This is a genomic window from Marinobacter sp. NSM (assembly GCF_052380025.1).
Classification (GTDB): Bacteria; Pseudomonadota; Gammaproteobacteria; order Pseudomonadales; family Oleiphilaceae; genus Marinobacter.
Map to the genome: position 1 here is coordinate 152679 of NZ_JBQTCK010000001.1, position 17904 is coordinate 170582.

The following is a 17904-nucleotide window of genomic DNA, read 5'->3' on the forward strand; positions in this document are numbered from 1 at the left end:
ATTCAGTTACTCCCGGCCTTCTTGGCTTCGGCGGCCGCACGCTGGCGCTTACGGACCTCACGTGGGTCATTGTATGCACGGCCCGGAGTGACCGGAACGTCTGGCATTTCGTCCTGTGCGGGGGCGTTCTGCGCATCGTCGGCTTTTGCTTCTGCCTTGGGCTCTGCGTCAGTCTTAGCCTCAGCTTCCGGTTCTGCCTTGTCAGCCTTGGCCTCCGGCTCGGGGCTCTCTGGCTGGGCTTTTGGCTCTTCGCTCCTGGGCTTCTCTGTGGTTTCAGTCTGCTCCGACTTTTCAGCCTTCAGAGCATCCGCCGTTTCGCTGTTTGCTGCCTTGCTTTCGGTCTTTGGAGCTTCTGTCGCTTCAGCAGGCTTGCTCTCGGACTTCGGCGTTGCTTCCGGCTTGTCAGTTGCCTCTGTTGCTTTTGCTTCGCTGTCGGTCTTGGTGGCCGGCGCTTCAGCATTGGCGCTATCTGCAGCCTTGTCTGCGGCTTTCGGTTTGCGCTGACGGTTTGCCGGGCGAGCCTTGCGGGGTTCCCTGGGCTCCTTGTCCTTCTCGGCGTTACTGGATTCAGGCGCGTCAGCCTTGGCGTCGGTTGTTTCGCTCGCCTTCTGGCCGTCAACCTGGTTGCCTTGCTCTGCCGGCTGGGCAGGTTGTTCGGCTTTCTCTTCCGGCACCTTGTCGGCTTTCGGCTGTTCCTGCTTGTCAGCCTTGGGTGTCTCCACCGTGGCCTTGTCTTCGGTGGCAGCGCTCTTCGGTGCTTCAACCTTCTTGGGCTGTTCAACCGATTGCTGGGCTGGCTGTTGCTTCGCCTCTTCGTTACCGGTCTCTACGCCTTTCTCGGGCTGAGTGTCCTTCTGGTGACTTTCGCTCCGTTCTGCCTTGCGAGCGGCCGGTGTGCTGGCCGGAGACTCAGCAGGTGAGCCGTCGCGATTACGCTGGCGGCGCGGCTTACGACGCTTGTCGTCGCCACCTTGCTTGTTCTCGGCCTGGGCTTTTTGGCCGTCCTGCGGCTCGCGGTTGTCTTTCTGGTCTTTTGCGTCGCGCTGAGGACGATTGCGGTTCTGGTTGCGACCCTGTGAGTCCTTGCGGTTATCCCGACGGTTCTCACCGCCCTTGTTGTCGGTACCACGGTTATCGCCACCCTTGTCCTGCTGCCCTGAGCGATTCTGGGCGGCACGGGACTGGTCTTCGTTGCGGTTGCCGCGATTACGGTTGCGGTTGTCATCGGCGCGGTTTGGCTGGCCACCCTGTCGGCGGTCGTTGCCGGTGCGATTGCCACCCTGGCGCTGGTCGTCACGGGCTACCCTTGATTTACGACGGTCCTGGCGGCCCTGATTGCGACGGTCTCCGGCGCGGTCACGGTTGCCGGCGGCTTGTTTGGTGTCGGTTTGCTCCTGCTCGCCGCGGAAGAAACAGGCGATTTTCTTGCCGAGCTTGCGGAACAGGCCTTCCTCGGGCTCCGCTGGTTCAGCGGCGGCCTGGGGGGCTGTCGGGGCAGGGGCTGTGGGGCGGATGGCCTTCACGGCAGCCTGCTCACGAACCGGCTTTTCGGTGGTCGTTACTTCGGTGCTTTCTTCTTCCCGCTCGTTGTATTCCTGGGCAACCTGATGGCTGGCAATGTGCTCAGGGGTTGCTTCATCCTGACGCAGGCGGATGATCTCGAAGTGCGGTGTTTCCATATTTGGCACCGGAGCAACCACCACGGAAACGCCCTGGCGTGCCTCGATGTCGGCCAACTGCTTGCGTTTTTCATTCAGCAGGAAGGTAGCCACGGACACCGGCACGATGGCGCGGACTTCGGCGGTCTTTTCCTTGGACGATTCTTCGTAGATCAGTCGCATGATGCTCAGGGCCAGGGATTCGATACCCCGGATGGTGCCCTGGCCTTCACAGCGAGGGCACACTTCGCTGCGTGTTTCACCCAAAGATGGGCGCAGGCGTTGACGGGACATTTCCAGCAGGCCGAAACGGGAAATCTTGCCGACCTGAACACGGGCCCGGTCGATTTCCAGGGCTTCACGCATTTTCTGCTCGACTTCGCGCTGGTGCTTGGCCGGGGTCATGTCGATGAAATCGATAACGATCAACCCGCCCATGTCTCGCAGGCGCAGCTGGCGGGCGATTTCTTCTGCCGCTTCCAGGTTGGTCTGCAGGGCAGTCTCCTCAATGTCGTGGCCTTTGGTGGCGCGGGAGGAGTTGATATCAATGGAGACCAGTGCTTCGGTGGGGTCGATTACAATGGAGCCGCCAGAGGGCAGCTTCACTTCCCGCTGGAACGCGGTTTCGATCTGGCCTTCGATCTGATACCGGCTGAACAGGGGGATCTCATCCTTGTAAAGCTTGATCTTGTTCTCGAAGGTGGGCATTACGGCGCGTACAAAACTGAGTACGTCTTCGTAAACGCCGTCAGCGTCGATCAGGACTTCGCCGATGTCCTGGCGGAGGTAGTCACGAACCGCCCGGATAATAACGTTGCTTTCCTGGTGAATCAGGAAGGGCGCCTTGCGCTCCCCGGCGGCCTGGGTGATGGCTTCCCAGAACTGCACCAGATAATCAAGATCCCACTGGAGCTCTTCGGTGGTGCGGCCAATACCGGCAGTACGCACGATGATTCCCATGGACTTGGGAACCTGTACGCCGTTCATGGCGTCTTTCAGCTGCGCCCGGTCATCGCCTTCAATGCGACGGGAAATGCCACCGGCGCGGGGGTTGTTGGGCATCAGCACCAAGTAGCGACCGGCCAGAGAAATAAAGGTGGTCAGGGCTGCGCCCTTGTTGCCACGCTCTTCTTTATCAACCTGCACGATGACTTCCTGTCCTTCAGACAGAACATCCTTGATGTTGATTTTGCCTTCGATCTGGCCGGGAGACTTCTTGAAGTACTCTTTGGAGATTTCTTTCAGCGGGAGGAAACCGTGGCGCTCTGCGCCAAAGTCGACGAACGCCGCTTCAAGGCTGGGTTCTACGCGGGTGATACGACCTTTGTAAATGTTGGCTTTTTTCTGTTCACGGGTGCTGGATTCTATATCCAGGTCAAAAAGCCGTTGGCCGTCTACCAGAGCTACGCGCAACTCTTCAGGGTGAGTTGCATTGATCAGCATTCTTTTCATGGAAAGAAAGGGTTCCTGTCGTTTGTTAGTGACAGAAAACCGGGAGCGTTCGCATCAGCGAAGCGGGATGTGCGTGCCGCGGGCCCGTTACAGCAGGGCGGCCGGCGGCCAGACGGATCAAACCCTAATGGGTTGCGATCCTGTAAGTCTGAGACCACCGCCGACAATCCGCCTGCCTGACAGCAGGGAGAGGTCGAATAGGGTGAATGTCTGTTGACGCATAATATCCGTTTTCAGGTTCACACAAACTCCTGGGTCTCACGTCGTATTGGTTTGCTGGACGGCCCGGATTTGCATGGTAGTGATTCTTCGCGATGTCGCCCGACGGTTTTCCGGTCGGTTTTTCCTCTCCCGGAGCAGGTCGCAGCCTCTCTGGGTCTGCCCTGTGGTCCGGGAGTTTGTTTCACGCCGGGCCCGGTAATGATTGGGCTTCGGCGTTCAATCTCTTAATCAGTGTCGGTATACTGCTGCCGCTCCGGCTTCTGACCAGAGTTCGTCAGGCCGTAGACAAACGGCAGAGCACGCCGGAATATAACAGTAAAGCGGTGTTCGTTCAATCCCGCGTTTATCACCCAGTAAAAGGTATCCCATGTCGCGCAAGCCAGCAGCCCGTCGTCAGCCGCCGAAACGCGGCAATCCGTCCCATGGGGGATCGGGCCGGGCAGGGCCGGTGTACTCTAATGGGCGTCGCGGAGAGTTGCCGGCAGGCCAGGTGCAGAAGGGTGTCCAGTGGGTGACGGTGGACGAGGATATGTCCGGCCAGCGCGTAGACAACTTTCTCCTCGTCCGCCTGCGGGGTGTGCCCAGAAGCATTGTGTATCGAATCGTTCGCAAGGGTGAGGTGCGGGTTAACAAAGGTCGAGTAAGGCCGGATTCCCGCCTTCAGGCTGGCGACGTGGTGCGCATTCCGCCGATTGTCCAGAAGAGCAAGCCGGAGTCGCCTACGCCCGGTGATCGGGTGCAATCGGTTATGGAGGCGGCCGTGGTCTTTGAAAATGACGATATGCTGGTGGTGAACAAGCCCTCGGGTATTGCCGTTCATGGTGGTAGTGGTCTGAGTTTTGGTTTGATCGAAGTGCTCAGGTCGGCCCGGCCGCAGGCAAAGTTCCTGGAGTTGGTGCATCGGCTGGACCGGGATACGTCCGGTTTGGTGATGGTGGCTAAGAAACGCTCGGCGTTGCGTTTTCTTCAGGATGAACTGCGGCACAAGCGCATTCGTAAGCATTACCACGCCCTGGTGGCGGGCACCTGGCCAGCGGCCGTTGGTCGGGTTGATGAGCCACTCCTGCGCTATGAGATGCCGAATGGCGAGCGGAGGGTGAAAGTAAGTCCCGAAGGCAAGGAATCGCTGACGCTGTTTCGCTGTTTGCAGCAGTACCATGGGTACAGTCTGGTGCAGGCTTCGCCGGTAACCGGTCGCACGCACCAGATTCGCGTGCACAGTGCCTCGGCTGGTCACCCGATAGCCGGCGATGACAAATATATGGACGACGCCAGTCTCAAGGCATTTCGGGCCATCGGTGGGCAGCGGCTGATGCTTCATGCCAGGGCCCTTGAGTTCACATTGCCGGGATCTGATGAGGCAATGAGCCTCGAAGCGCCGTATGATGAGCCATTCGCCAAGGTGCTCAAAGAGCTTGAGCAGCGTAGCAAGGGTACTTATTGATGGATGTAAAGGTTGTTATTTTTGACTGGGACGGAACGCTCATTGATTCCGTGGACCATATCGCCGACAGCTTGCACCAGGCTGCGACTGAGCTGGGGTATCCGGAGCTGGAGCGTGAGGCCTATCGGGATATTATTGGGCTGGGCATGATCGAGGCTCTAGAACGTCTTTACCCGGGGTTGAGCCGCGAGGAAATGATGCGGATTCGGGAGGGTTATGCAGGTTACTTTTTCCAGAAAGTGACCACGCCCCAGAACGTATTCGAGGGTATGGCGGACATGCTGGCGGAGTTGCGTGGCTCTGGCCGGAGCTGTTCGGTGGCCACCGGCAAGAGCCGACGGGGGCTGGAGGTGGCACTCACCTCCAGCGGGCTGGGCAGCCATTTCGACATTACCCGGTGCGCTGACGAAACCAAATCCAAGCCTGACCCGCTGATGCTTGAGGAAATTCTGGATTTCTACGGTTACCGGCCGGAGCAGGCGGTGATGATCGGTGACACCCGCTACGACCTGGATATGGCTCGCCGTATTGGTATGCCAGCCATCGGGGTTGAGTGGGGCGTGCATAAGCGTGACGTGCTGGAACAGTATGATCCCCACGCAGTAGTGAGTTCTGTTGACGCGCTTCGGCGTACGCTGGGGCTATGATCGTTTGTGGTTAAGGAATAGCGGATGAGTGACTGGGAATCGGATAAGAAGCCGGGCTGGGGTGACAAGCCTGCAGAGCCTGAGCAGAGTGCGCCGGCGCGAAAGCGAGGTTTGTTTGGCAGTAAAGAGCCGGCGTTGCCGCCGGAATCGGGGCGCGACTGGCGACTGATCGAGAAGCTGGTGATGTCACTGCAGGCCGAGCAGCGCCGAAGCCGTCGCTGGGGGATCTTTTTCAAGATTTTGACTTTTGGTTACCTGTTCGCGCTGCTGTTCTTTATACGCTCGCCTCTTGGTGACAGTGTTGATTCCGTTGCCGGTCACCACACCGCGTTGGTGGAGGTCAGGGGCACTATCGCCGCAGATGAGCTGGCGAGCGCCGATAACCTGGTGGCATCGCTGCGCAATGCCTTTGAGGCTGAGCGCTCAAAGGCGGTGGTGTTAAGGATCAATAGTCCCGGCGGCAGCCCGGTGCAGGCAGGCTACGTCTACGATGAAATCAAGCGCCTGCGGGAAGAGTATCCGGATAAAAAGGTATATGCCGTCATTTCGGACATCGGAGCCTCGGGAGCCTATTACATCGCGGCGGCGGCTGATGAAATCTACGCCAACCGTGCCAGTCTGGTGGGATCGATCGGCGTAATTGCCGGCGGATTCGGGTTCAGTGAAATGCTGGACAAAATCGGTGTGGATCGCCGCCTCTATACCGCCGGCGAGAGCAAAGCTTTCCTTGACCCGTTCTCGCCAGAGCGCGATGAGGATGTTGCGTTCTGGCAGAGCGTGCTGGAAAACACTCACCAGCAGTTCATTAGTGCCGTAAAAGAGGGCAGGGGTGATCGCCTGGCAGACGACGAGCGGTTGTTCAGTGGTCTGGTGTGGAGTGGCGAGCAGGCTGTTGAACTGGGGCTGGTGGACGGGCTGGGCAGCACCTCCTGGGTGGCCCGTCAGTTGGTGGGTGAGGAGAACTTGGTGGACTACAGTCGCCGTCGCTCGCCCTTCCGCGAGCTTGTGGACCAGTTGGGCGTCTCGGTCGGCGAGGGTGTCGCTACCCGTATGTTGGAATCGCGCCTCGAATTGCGTTGATCTTCTGCTACACCCCGGATAATGGTTCGGGGTGTAGCAGCGGGTTGTTACCGAGCCGGATCAGAATCTCGTTCAGGGCAATCAGTGGCAATCCAATCAGGCTGTTGGGATCTCGCCCTTCCAATCCCTTGAACAGGGTTATGCCCAATCCCTCCATTTTAAAGCTGCCGGCGCAGTCATAGGGTTGCTCTCTGCGCAGGTAATTGCTGATTTCCTCCCTGGTAAGGTCGCGGAAATGTGCAATAAAGGTTTCGCAGCAGTGTTCGAGAGCGCCTGTCCGGGTGTCGAGCACCGCCAGGCCGGTGAGGAAGTGCACGCTTTTCCCGCTGCTCTGGCTGAGTTGTTCAAGCGCCTGCTCATAGCTGCCTGGTTTGCTTAACAGTGTACCGTTCGGCAGGGCGGCGACCTGGTCCGAGCCGATGATGAGTTTTCCTGGGTGCTCCGGTGCAAGCGCCTGGGCTTTCTGGGTGGCCAGTCGAACCGCCAAAGCATCCGGTAGTTCGCCTTGTAGCGGCGATTCGTCGATATTTGGGCTGGCTGTCTCAAAGGGCAGGCCGAGCTGTTCGAGCAGGCGTTTGCGGTAAGGGGATGATGACGCTAGCAAAAGGCCGGATGAGGTCATGGTTGCCTTGTAGAGGTGGTGGGTGGATGGATCTGGTCAGGTTTGCCGGTCCATATCGTAAAATACCCCTACACGGAGCGGAACCCCTGGCAGAAAGTGGATTAAGTCTTTGACAGAGGCGGGTCGCGCCCCTAAAATTGCGCGCCTATGTCTAAAGCGCCGATCGCCGAATTGCCGAAATCCGTTGACCCTATCCGGTTGGCTGAGCAGAACAGAACACTTGAGGGGGTAGTTCCACTCAAGGGTCTCGCTCGTTTTCGAGAAGCAGTTCCTGGCTTGCAGGATGGCAGTGAATGCCATGTTAAGCTGTCCTTTTATCAGGATAGTGAGCGCCGAAGGGTTGTGTCAGGTGAGTTGTCTGCACCGGTCACACTGGAATGCCAGCGTTGCATGAGTGATATGCAAACGACACTGGAATCCCGTTTTGATCTCGGGTTGGTCATCAACGATGAGCAGGCCCAGCGATTGCCGAAAGCACTGGAACCGTTCCTGTTTGAGGATTTCAGTGCAGACTTGTGGGCCATGGTGGAAGACGAGCTATTGCTGGTATTACCACCCTTTCCTCTTCATGAGAGGGAAGAATGCCCGGCAAAGGAAGACCTGGAGGCACTGGAGCCATCAAAGGCTGCCAGTGAGCCAGAGGTAAAGAAAAGAGAAGACAACCCGTTCAGTGTGCTGGCGGGTCTCAAGACGACAAAGCATTAACGTTTTCGTAAATAGGTCAGGAGCATAACCATGGCTGTACAGCAAAATCGCAAGACCCGTTCCAAGCGTGGCATGCGCCGTTCGCACGACGCACTGAGCGCCGCCGCTCTGTCCACAGACGCAACCACCGGCGAAGTTCATCGTCGTCACCACGTCTCTCCGGACGGTTTTTACCGCGGAAAGCAGGTTGTTGAGGCTCGCGACGAGTAAGATCGTCGGGATACCCTTCTGACCCGTGACGCATGGACGAGCGGTGAGTAAACCGGTCACCATTGCTATCGACGCCATGAGCGGTGATCGTGGCGCCGAGGTGGTGGTTCATGCTTCGCTGGAAGCAGTGCGTGAAAATGAGGCCTTGAGTCTTGTTCTGGTGGGAATCCGGAGCGAGCTCGAGGCCTTGTTGATTGATGGGCACGAACGGATCCGCATCGTTGAGGCGGCGGACGTGGTGCGCATGAACGAGCGCCCTTCCCATGCCATTCGTCATAAGAAAAACTCCTCCATGGCCATTGCGCTCGGACTTGTCCGGGACGGCGAGGCCCAGGGGTGTGTCAGTGCTGGCAATACCGGCGCCCTGATGGCGTTCGGCCGGTCGATTATCCGCATGTATCCCGGTATTGAGCGGCCGGCCATTGCCAAGCTTATTCCTTCCCTCCGTGGCCGTTGCCACGTTCTGGATCTCGGTGCGAATGTCGATTCCACGGCGGAGAACCTGTATCAGTATGCGCTGATGGGGTCGCTCATGGCCTCGGCCATTTGTGCTCAGCCTGAGCCTCGTGTTGCTTTGCTTAATGTTGGCGAGGAAGAGATCAAGGGCAACGAGCAGGTTCGCCTTGCCTCTCATATGTTAGCCCAATGCGACACTATCAATTACATTGGTTATGTCGAGGGCAGTGACCTGTTTCGGGATGTGGCCGACGTAGTAGTCTGTGACGGTTTTGTCGGCAACATTGCATTGAAAACCGGCGAAGGTGTCGCCGGGTTGTTGATAGAGCTTCTTGAGCAGGCATTTACCCGCTCGATTTATGGTCGCTTTGTGGGCTGGTTGGCAAAACCGATTATCGGCCGCCTCCTTCAGTTGATGGACCCGTCCCGTCATAACGGTGCGAGCCTGCTTGGGCTCCAGGGTGTGGTCATTAAAAGTCATGGCAATGCCAACGAGCGAGCCATGCTGGCCGCTATTCGCCAGGCCGTTCGGGAAGTAGAGCTCGAAGTGCCACGAAGGATCAACGAAAGACTCGATGATCTGATGTTATGATGCCTGTCCCGGTCGGGTCCCGACTAAAGTAGACCCGCATTTTCAGGGTTAATCGCGGATAATTGGCTTGAATTGTACTATTGGCTAATCTCCAGTAACCCATCAATGACGATAAGATTCCGCTTATGAAATCAGCGTTTATTTTCCCCGGACAAGGCTCCCAATCGGTCGGCATGCTTAAGGATGCTGCCGAGGCGTGGCCAATGATCAGCGAAACCTTCGATGAGGCGTCTAACGTTCTTGGCTACGATCTCTGGCACCTATGCCAGCACGGTCCTGCTGAAGAGCTGAATCAGACCATGGTTACCCAGCCGGCCCTGTTAACCGCCAGTGTTGCCCTGTGGCGCCAGTGGTGTGTCTCGGATGGGCCACGTCCTGATTTCGTCGCGGGTCATAGTCTGGGCGAGTACAGCGCGCTGGTGGCCGCGGAAAGTCTGGACTTCATTGAAGCAGTCAAACTGGTTCAGCTTCGTGGCGAACTTATGCAGGATGCTGTCCCTGCCGGTGAAGGTCGCATGGCTGCCATTCTGGGGCTCGAGGACGCAGACGTTGTTGCGGCCTGTGAAGAGGCGGCCCAGGGCGATGTAGTGGCTGCGGTGAACTTTAACGCCCCGGGGCAGGTGGTTATTGCCGGCTCCGCCGCAGCCGTTGAGCGGGCTATTGAAGTCTGTAAGGGCCGCGGGGCGCGTAAAGCGATGCCGCTGCCGGTGAGTGTGCCGTCCCATTGTGCCCTGATGAAAGGTGCTGCCGAACAGTTGGCCGAAGCACTGGAAGATGTCCGGTTTAACGATGCTGTCATCCCGGTGGTCCAGAATGTGAATGCTACGGTTGTCAAAGAGGCAGACACGCTCAAGAGCAATCTGCTGAAGCAGCTATACTCTCCTGTGTTGTGGACGGACTCCGTTCGTACGCTGAGCGCTGAGGGAGTGACGGTTGCGGTAGAGTGCGGTGCTGGTAAAGTGCTTGCAGGCTTGATTAAGCGGATTGAGCGCGGTTTGCCGGTGCACGGTATTGAAGATCCCGATTCTCTGGCCGGCGCCCTGGCGGCATTCGGCCAGTCCTGATAAACGGAGTTGTTTATGTCTTTGGAAGGCAAGGTTGCGCTGGTTACCGGCGCAAGCCGTGGTATTGGGAAAGCCATTGCCCACGAGCTGGCCCGCCAGGGTGCAGAAGTCATTGGTACCGCGACCAGCGAAGCCGGCGCAGAAGCCATCACCAGCGGACTGAAAGAAGCCGGCTACCAGGGTTATGGCATCGTGATGAACGTGGCCGAACCGGAAAGTATTGAAGCGGGCCTGAAGCAGCTGACTGAACAATCCGGTGCGCCTGCGATCCTGGTCAACAATGCCGGTATCACCCGTGATAACCTGCTGATGCGTCTGAAAGACGATGACTGGGCTGCCGTGCTGGAAACCAACCTTTCCAGTGTGTATCGCACCAGTAAGGCGGTGCTTCGCGGCATGGCCAAGGCCCGTTGGGGTCGGATTATCAACATCAGTTCGGTGGTCGCCGGTATGGGCAACCCCGGGCAGGGTAATTATTGTGCAGCCAAGGCCGGAGTGGAGGGTTTCACTCGTAGCCTGGCGAAAGAGATGTCTAACCGTGGCATTACCGCCAATTGCGTGGCACCCGGTTTTATTGACACGGATATGACCAAAAAACTGGACGATAAGCAGCGTGAGGCTATGCTGGAAATCATACCGGCTGGTCGCCTCGGGTCACCGGAGGAGGTTGCCTCGGTGGTGGCGTTTCTGGCATCGGAAGGCGCTGCTTACGTTACCGGAGAAACCATTCATGTGAATGGCGGCATGTACATGGGTTAAGCCCGTTGCGGGCTGGTGTGCAACCCCTTGTCGCACAACATGTTTGACAGAATCCCTGCTTGTTTGCAGGTAGGGTTTAAACTAAACTGGCAGCCATAGAGTTGCTTGGTTGACACATAAAGTGAGGACATTATGAGTACAGTTGAAGAGCGCGTTAAGAAGATTGTTTGTGAACAGCTGGGCGTGAAAGAGTCCGAGGTTCAGAACACATCTTCTTTTGTAGAGGATCTTGGCGCTGACTCACTGGACACTGTTGAGCTGGTTATGGCCCTGGAAGAGGAATTCGAGACTGAAATTCCTGATGAAGAGGCCGAAAAGCTGGGCACGGTTCAGGACGCGATCGACTACATCGTCGCGCACACCTGATACTCTGCTGATCAGATAGCCAGGCTAAAGCCGTCCTTTGGGGTTGATGAAGGACGGCTTTTTTATTGGTGGAACGAAAGTCTCAGTGTTTCGATGTTACACGGAATAATCGGGTGAACAGGGTTATGAGTAAACGACGGGTTGTTGTCACGGGCATGGGAATGCTTTCTCCGGTGGGGAATGATGTACAGTCGTCATGGGCGGCCATCCGGGCAGGGCGCAGCGGTATCGGGCTGATTGATCGGTTTGATGCAACTGACTACGGCACCCGGATTGGAGGGGCAATAAAGGATCTTGATATTGAACCCTATCTGTCCAGCAAGGAAGCGCGCAAACTGGATGCCTTTATCCACTACGGACTCATTGCTGCCCAGCAGGCGGTGGACGACAGTGGCCTGGAGCAGTTTGGCGATCTCGACAAGGAACGGGTTGGTATTGCCATCGGATCCGGCATCGGTGGCCTGGAGTACATCGAGAAGAACGTGATCCAGATGGAGAAATCGGGCCCCCGTAAGGTGTCTCCGTTTTTTGTGCCCGCCTCGGTCATCAACATGATCTCTGGTAATGCTGCCATTCGCTTTGGGTACAAGGGGCCGAATATTGCCATTGTCACCGCCTGCACCACAGGTACCCATAATATTGGCTACGCTGCCCGAACCATCGCCTATGGCGATGCGGATGTCATGCTGGCTGGTGGCTCGGAAATGGCGACAACCCGCTCTGGCGTGGCGGCCTTTTCGTCGGCCCGTGCTTTATCGACCCGTAACGATGAGCCGGAAAAAGCCAGCCGTCCCTGGGATAAAGGCCGTGACGGTTTCGTATTGAGTGACGGTGCCGGGGTGGTCGTGCTGGAAGAGCTGGATCATGCTCGGGCTCGCGGAGCCACCATCTATGGCGAGGTGATCGGTTTTGGCATGAGCGATGATGCTCATCACATCACGGCGCCACCCGCCAGTGGCGAGGGTGCCGGCCGCTCCATGGTCAACGCTATCCGTGACGCGGGTCTGCAACCTGAGCAGGTTGACTACATCAATGCCCACGGCACCTCCACCCAGGTCGGGGATGTAGCGGAAGTGGCTGCGGTCAAGGCGGTGTTTGGTGCGCACGCACACAAGCTTGCTATGAGCAGCACCAAGTCCATGACCGGCCATTTGCTGGGGGCCGCTGGCGCTGTCGAAGCGATTTTCTCGATACTGGCCGTGCGCGACGGGGTTTTGCCGCCGACCATCAATCTGGACGAGCCAGACGAGGGCTGTGATCTGGACTTGGTGCCGCACAAGAGCCGAGAGGCGGACGTCCGGATTGCTCTGTCGAATTCGTTCGGTTTTGGCGGCACCAACGGTACGCTGATTGTAAGTCGTTACGAAGACTGACCCTACCGTGTTTGATCTGTATTGGGCCGAAGACGGTGGTGTTCCACCGGGAGACCGGGGCCTTGCCTATGGCGATGGTCTGTTCGAGACCATTGCCATCATGGGCGGTAGGGCCAGCCTGTTGGGTTATCATCTTGACCGGTTGGTCCGGGATGCCGGCCGGCTTGCCATCCCGGTGGCGCGCCCGGAACTTGAAGCAGCCTGCACCCGCGCTCTGGAACGGTATTCCGGCCTGTATCCGTCCTTGAACTGGGTGCTCAAACTGACCCTGACCCGTGGTTCGGGTGGGCGGGGCTACCGCCCGGAGCCGCGCATGAAGCCGTCTCTCATTGTGTCCCATTCCGCTTTCCCCAGTGTTCCCGGGCCGGAAGGTGTGGTGGCCGATTTCTCCCGTGTTCCGCTGACAGTGAACCCGCTTCTGGCCGGGATCAAGTCGTTGAACCGACTTGAGCAGGTGATGGCGGCCAGGGAGCTTCAAGGGGATGTCTTTGAAGTGCTGATGAGCAATCGTGATGGTCATGTGGTGGAAGGCACCCGGACCAATCTGTTCATGCTGTTTGAAGACGTATGGCTGACACCGCCTGCCTCAACCCTGGCGGTTGCCGGTGTGATGCGTCGTTACGTGCTTGACCGGCTGAGAATTGCCGGCCACGAATTCCGGGAGATGCCGCTGACGCTCGATACACTGTTGGGTGGCAGCTGTCAGGGGCTTTGGCTCAGCAACAGTGTTGTCGGGGTGGTGCCGGTTCGCAATCTGGCCGGGCACGATTTGCCTGTTGACCAGCGACTTGCGACAATCGTCGGTTCACCGGCAAGACTGGATTGATTCGCGTGTTCAAGAAGTTACTGATCGTTGTTGTTGCTGTATTCGTGCTCGCTGCTGCCGGCGGTGGATTGTGGGCCTGGCAGGGTTTGCAAGCCCTGAAGAAACCCGTCGCACTGGACGAACCGGTGCTGTTTAACGTGCCGGCAGGCACAGGGTTCAGCCGGGTGGCACGGCAGCTGGAGAATGAAGGCTATGTGTCGGATGCGCTCTGGCTCAGGCTCTATGGCCGCCTCTATCCGGACCAGACCAGGATCAAGGCGGGTGACTATGAATTCTTACCCGGCATGACACCAGTTGCCATGGTAGACGCCATGGTCGAAGGTAAGGTAAAGTTTTGGTCAGTCCAGTTTATCGAAGGCTGGACGTTCCGCGACATGCGTGCTGCGCTGGCGCGTTCTGAACGCCTCAAAAAGGTCACCAGTGACTGGACTGATGAACAGATCATGGCGGCGGTTGGCGCGGAAGGCCAGCATCCTGAAGGTTGGTTTTTTCCAGATACCTACATGTTCAGCTCCAGTGAGTCTGATCTGGACGTTCTCAAGCGTGCCCACAACCGTATGGTGAGCGTGCTTGAGGACGAATGGCAGAACCGGGCGGAAGGCTTGCCCTACGATACCCCATATGAAGCCTTGATCATGGCTTCTATTGTAGAGCGTGAAACCGGTGTGCCCTGGGAGCGTGGGGAAGTGGCGGGCGTGTTTGTGCGGCGACTGCACAAAGGCATGCGGCTGCAGACTGATCCCACCGTTATCTACGGTATGGGGGATCAGTACCAGGGTCGTATCCGCCGCAGCGACCTTCAGACCTACACCCCTTATAACACCTATCGAATTAACGGTCTTCCGCCCACACCGATTGCGCTGCCCGGGCGGGACTCTGTGCACGCCGCTTTGCACCCGGAGGACGGCGATACCCTCTACTTTGTTGCTCGTGGTGATGGTAGCCACAAGTTCTCCCGAACCCTGGCGGAGCACCAGAAAGCGGTCAGGGAGTATCAGTTGAATCGCCGTGAGGGCTATCGCTCGTTTCCGGCACCGGGAACCCTGAACAACAGCCGGGAAGAATGATGCACAACAGAGGCCGTTTTATTACCTTCGAAGGTACCGAGGGCGTTGGTAAATCCACACAGCTGGAAAACGCTGCGAACACCCTCAAGGACCTCGGCGTTGATTTTATCGTCACTCGTGAACCTGGTGGCACGCCTATGGCGGAAAACATTCGGGAGTTGTTGTTGTCGCCCCGGGAAGAGCCGGTTCATGAAACCACAGAATTGCTGTTGATGTTCGCAGCGAGGGCCCAGCACCTGTATAACCGGATTCTTCCGGCACTCGACAAGGGGCAGTGGGTGCTTTGCGACCGCTTCACCGATGCCACCTTTGCCTATCAGGGCGGCGGCCGGGGGGTGCCCGCCGAGCGTATCGCGTTGCTGGAAACCCTGGTTCAGGGTGAGGTACGGCCAGACCATGTCATCCTGCTGGATGCACCCGTGGAAACCGGTATGGCCCGGGCGAAAAAGCGGGGAGAGCTAGACCGATTTGAGCAGGAAACCCTGGCCTTTTTCCAGCGCATTCGCGATACCTACCTGGCGCGGGCTACGGCGATGCCTGGCAACTACCATGTGGTTAACGCAGCACTGCCGCTGGAGCAGGTGTCGGCCAGTGTGTCGGCGTTGTTGGCTGCCCTGGTTAAAATGGCTGAATCCGCCTGATTAGCCGAAGTACGGCCATAGTTGTGTCGATTTCGTGCACTTTTTGTAATGTTCTGCTTTAATTGATGTACATTCTCAGTTAACGGCCGGCAGCATTAATGCTCAACGCAAAACTTCTCAAGCTTCCCATCGCCGCTCACCAGCATCGGCACGAACACCACCAGATTGTCATCGGGGTGAGGGGAGAGGCTGAGTTGAGTGTCGGTGGCACCGGGGCTCACCTGGATACCTGGAAAGCCTGTGTTGTGCCCACTGAGGCAAGCCACGATTACAGTGGCGATGATCAGAACCACGTTCTGGTGATCAATCTTGACCCGCTCACCCCTGCTATCAATACGCCGGCCCATGCGGATTACGAACGGATGATGCGGTTTTTCGAGAAGCCGCGCACCCTGCAGATGGACAGCCGGCTACAGGGACTGGTTCAGTTTACCGCCGGTGAATTTGACCGCGCGCCAGACAACCTCACCCTGCAGCAGCATCTGGCTTCGAGTATTCTTTACTGCATGGCTGACCGCATTGTGGACCGTCAGGTCCAGTCTTCCAGCCGGGCAAGCATCAGCCCTGAGGTGATCCGACGTTATATCCTGGCCAACCTGCATCGAAAAATTACTGTCGAGGAAATGGCCAGTGAGGCGTGCCTCAGTGTCAGCCGATTCCATGAGGTTTTTCGGGAGTTGGCGGGCATAACCCCTCATCAGTTTCTGCTGCAGACCCGCCTTGAGCAGGCCGCTCACCTGCTCGCATCATCGTCTCTCTCGGTGTCGGAAATAAGCTACCGAACCGGGTTCTCCTCCCAGAGTGCCTTGACCAATGCGTTGCGCAAATACAAGGGCACAACACCCTCCAGATTGCAGATTAATGAAAGTGTTGCCTGAACTGGGCGGTATATTCGGTAGTCCCGTAGGATTATGCAAAAGAATCGTAGGATTTTGTAAGCCGTAGGTCCGTAGTAATACTAACTTAATGCATCTGTAGAATCGCACTTTTTGCTCGGCAATCCTGGTCGTAAAGGTGTGAATAATAACTATAGTGAAGGAGTGGCTGTGCGGGGGCTTGCCTCGCTCCAATTCGGATGGATTTTGGGTAAACAAGAACAACGGCCAGTCAACCAACAGTGATGTGGGATCTGTGCCTTAAGAGCGGACTCAGTCCGACTCAATAAACCGGAGGAGCCTTATGGCTATTGGCGTTTGGATCAGTCTATTTGCGTATTTTGCGATTATGATCGGCATTGGCATCTATGCCATGCGGAAAGCCTCGGCGACAGCTGAAGATTATATGTTGGGTGGGCGTGGGCTCAGCCCGAAAGTAGCGGCCTTGTCGGCTGGTGCTTCGGACATGAGCGGCTGGCTGCTTCTGGGCCTGCCCGGTGCGCTGTATGTAACCGGCCTGGCGAGTGCCTGGATCGGTATCGGCCTGTTTGTGGGGGCGTTCATCAACTGGGTGATTGTTGCGCCCAGGCTGCGTGAGCAAACCGTACATTACGGCAATGCCCTCACCATACCTGCTTTCCTGGCAAACCGTTTCCCGACCAAGGCGCTGCCTCTGCGCACGGTATCGGCGATTGTTATTGTTGTTTTCTTCGCGGTTTACACCTCCTCCGGCTTGGTTGCCGGCGGTAAGCTGTTCGAAAGTGCTTTTGCGGGCATCTTTAATTTCGGCGGGTTGAGCGACTACGGCGTGGGAATCGTGATCACGTTGGGTGTGGTTCTGGCGTACACCGTGGTTGGCGGCTTCCTGGCTGTAAGCATGACCGACTTTGTGCAGGGTTGCATCATGATGCTGGCCCTGGTGATCATGCCCGCGGTGGTGTTGTTCGGCGAAGGTGGTGGCGGCCTCGGCCAGGCATCTGAAACCCTGAACAGTGTTGATCCAACCCTGCTGTCCTGGACCGAGGGGCTGACCTTGGTTGGCTGGCTGTCAGCGGTCGCCTGGGGTCTGGGCTACTTCGGCCAACCGCACATCATTGTGCGTTTCATGGCCATCCGCACGGTACATGAAGTGTCTGTGGCCCGTAACATCGGCATGTCCTGGATGGCCATCTCCCTGATCGGCGCCATCTCCCTGGGCGTTTTCGGTCGTGCCTATGCCATCCGTAACGGCATGGACGTGGCTGACCCGGAAACCATCTTCATCATCCTGGCTGACCTGCTGTTCCATCCGCTGATCACCGGCTTCCTGTATGCAGCCCTGCTGGCAGCGGTAATGAGTACCATTTCCAGTCAGCTGCTGGTAGCTTCTTCATCCCTGACCGAAGATTTCTATCGCCTGTTCCTGCGTAAAGAAGCTTCCGACAAGGAGTGTGTGAACATCGGCCGGGCGTGTGTTGTGGCCGTTGGTCTGGTCGCTGCGGTGATTGCTTCTGATCCGAACTCGCAAGTTCTGGCCCTGGTCAGTAACGCCTGGGCCGGCTTCGGCGCTGCCTTTGGCCCGCTGATCATCCTCGGCCTGATGTGGTCCCGCACCAACGGTGCTGGTGCCTTGGCTGGCCTGATCGTGGGTGCCGGTACGGTGATGGTATGGATTTCCATGGGCTGGAACGGCAGCTTCATGGGAGGCCCAGGCGTGTATGAAATCATTCCTGGCTTCATTGCTGCCTTCATTGCCATCGTTGTCGTCAGCATGGCGACCAACGATGCTGGCGAGTACCAGCATATCGAGCGGTAACAGCAGTCACTGATACTATTCAGTGATCTGATAAGGGCTCCCTGCGGGGA

General features: G+C 57.6%; 17 protein-coding genes. 15 read left to right on the plus strand and 2 right to left on the minus strand.

Annotated elements, in window-relative coordinates; all coding sequences use genetic code 11:
- Positions 1 to 2 precede the first annotated feature (2 nt).
- Positions 3 to 3110 (minus strand): ribonuclease E, encoded by a 3108-nt coding sequence (gene rne / locus ACTZWX_RS00750; RefSeq protein WP_444712331.1) that lies wholly within the window; start codon positions 3108 to 3110, stop codon positions 3 to 5.
- Between the two features lie 589 nt (positions 3111 to 3699).
- Between rne and rluC the strand changes: the two genes are divergently transcribed.
- From rluC to ACTZWX_RS00765, 3 genes are read left to right on the plus strand one after another with little or no spacing between them, the layout of a single operon-like run.
- On the plus strand, positions 3700 to 4776 hold the full coding sequence (gene rluC, locus ACTZWX_RS00755; RefSeq protein WP_444712332.1) for a 23S rRNA pseudouridine(955/2504/2580) synthase RluC: 1077 nt from the start codon (positions 3700 to 3702) through the stop codon (positions 4774 to 4776).
- Entirely contained in the window at positions 4776 to 5423 is a 648-nt protein-coding gene (locus ACTZWX_RS00760) for an HAD family hydrolase (RefSeq protein WP_444712333.1), read from the plus strand. The genes rluC and ACTZWX_RS00760 overlap by 1 nt, the downstream gene beginning before the upstream one ends.
- Positions 5424 to 5447: 24 nt before the next feature.
- Positions 5448 to 6503 carry a S49 family peptidase gene (locus tag ACTZWX_RS00765; protein WP_444712334.1) on the plus strand — a complete coding sequence of 352 codons (1056 nt, stop codon included), beginning with the start codon at positions 5448 to 5450 and terminating at the stop codon, positions 6501 to 6503.
- A 7-nt stretch (positions 6504 to 6510) separates the two neighbouring features.
- Here ACTZWX_RS00765 and ACTZWX_RS00770 read toward each other — a convergent pair whose 3' ends face one another.
- On the minus strand, positions 6511 to 7125 hold the full coding sequence (locus ACTZWX_RS00770) for a Maf family protein (protein ID WP_444712335.1): 615 nt from the start codon (positions 7123 to 7125) through the stop codon (positions 6511 to 6513).
- Between the two features lie 147 nt (positions 7126 to 7272).
- On the opposite strand from ACTZWX_RS00770, the gene ACTZWX_RS00775 reads away from it, so the two are divergent.
- From ACTZWX_RS00775 to putP, 12 genes are all read left to right on the plus strand, one after another.
- Complete coding sequence (locus ACTZWX_RS00775) at positions 7273 to 7830, plus strand: YceD family protein (protein ID WP_444712336.1); 558 nt, start codon at positions 7273 to 7275, stop codon at positions 7828 to 7830.
- A 30-nt stretch (positions 7831 to 7860) separates the two neighbouring features.
- On the plus strand, positions 7861 to 8040 hold the full coding sequence (gene rpmF / locus ACTZWX_RS00780) for a 50S ribosomal protein L32 (RefSeq protein WP_011785345.1): 180 nt from the start codon (positions 7861 to 7863) through the stop codon (positions 8038 to 8040).
- Between the two features lie 43 nt (positions 8041 to 8083).
- A complete protein-coding gene (gene plsX / locus ACTZWX_RS00785) occupies positions 8084 to 9088 on the plus strand; it encodes a phosphate acyltransferase PlsX (RefSeq protein ID WP_444712337.1) in 1005 nt (334 codons plus the stop codon).
- 125 nt (positions 9089 to 9213) lie between these two features.
- A complete protein-coding gene (gene fabD / locus ACTZWX_RS00790; RefSeq protein WP_444712338.1) occupies positions 9214 to 10152 on the plus strand; it encodes an ACP S-malonyltransferase in 939 nt (312 codons plus the stop codon).
- Between the two features lie 15 nt (positions 10153 to 10167).
- Positions 10168 to 10911 (plus strand): 3-oxoacyl-ACP reductase FabG, encoded by a 744-nt coding sequence (gene fabG / locus ACTZWX_RS00795; protein WP_061331907.1) that lies wholly within the window; start codon positions 10168 to 10170, stop codon positions 10909 to 10911.
- Positions 10912 to 11043: 132 nt separating this feature from the next.
- Positions 11044 to 11277: an acyl carrier protein gene (gene acpP, locus ACTZWX_RS00800; RefSeq protein WP_008938713.1), complete on the plus strand. Its 234-nt coding sequence runs from the start codon at positions 11044 to 11046 to the stop codon at positions 11275 to 11277.
- Between the two features lie 125 nt (positions 11278 to 11402).
- Complete coding sequence (gene fabF, locus ACTZWX_RS00805) at positions 11403 to 12650, plus strand: beta-ketoacyl-ACP synthase II (RefSeq protein WP_444712339.1); 1248 nt, start codon at positions 11403 to 11405, stop codon at positions 12648 to 12650.
- Positions 12651 to 12657: 7 nt separating this feature from the next.
- Positions 12658 to 13476 carry an aminodeoxychorismate lyase gene (gene pabC / locus ACTZWX_RS00810; protein ID WP_342632286.1) on the plus strand — a complete coding sequence of 273 codons (819 nt, stop codon included), beginning with the start codon at positions 12658 to 12660 and terminating at the stop codon, positions 13474 to 13476.
- A gap of 5 nt (positions 13477 to 13481) precedes the next feature.
- Positions 13482 to 14543 carry an endolytic transglycosylase MltG gene (mltG, locus tag ACTZWX_RS00815; RefSeq protein WP_444712340.1) on the plus strand — a complete coding sequence of 354 codons (1062 nt, stop codon included), beginning with the start codon at positions 13482 to 13484 and terminating at the stop codon, positions 14541 to 14543.
- Positions 14543 to 15184 carry a dTMP kinase gene (tmk, locus tag ACTZWX_RS00820; RefSeq protein WP_444712341.1) on the plus strand — a complete coding sequence of 214 codons (642 nt, stop codon included), beginning with the start codon at positions 14543 to 14545 and terminating at the stop codon, positions 15182 to 15184. The genes mltG and tmk overlap by 1 nt, the downstream gene beginning before the upstream one ends.
- A gap of 98 nt (positions 15185 to 15282) precedes the next feature.
- Positions 15283 to 16062 (plus strand): AraC family transcriptional regulator, encoded by a 780-nt coding sequence (locus tag ACTZWX_RS00825; protein WP_444712342.1) that lies wholly within the window; start codon positions 15283 to 15285, stop codon positions 16060 to 16062.
- A 301-nt stretch (positions 16063 to 16363) separates the two neighbouring features.
- Positions 16364 to 17854 (plus strand): sodium/proline symporter PutP, encoded by a 1491-nt coding sequence (gene putP / locus ACTZWX_RS00830; protein ID WP_444712343.1) that lies wholly within the window; start codon positions 16364 to 16366, stop codon positions 17852 to 17854.
- The last annotated feature ends 50 nt before the right edge of the window (positions 17855 to 17904 follow it).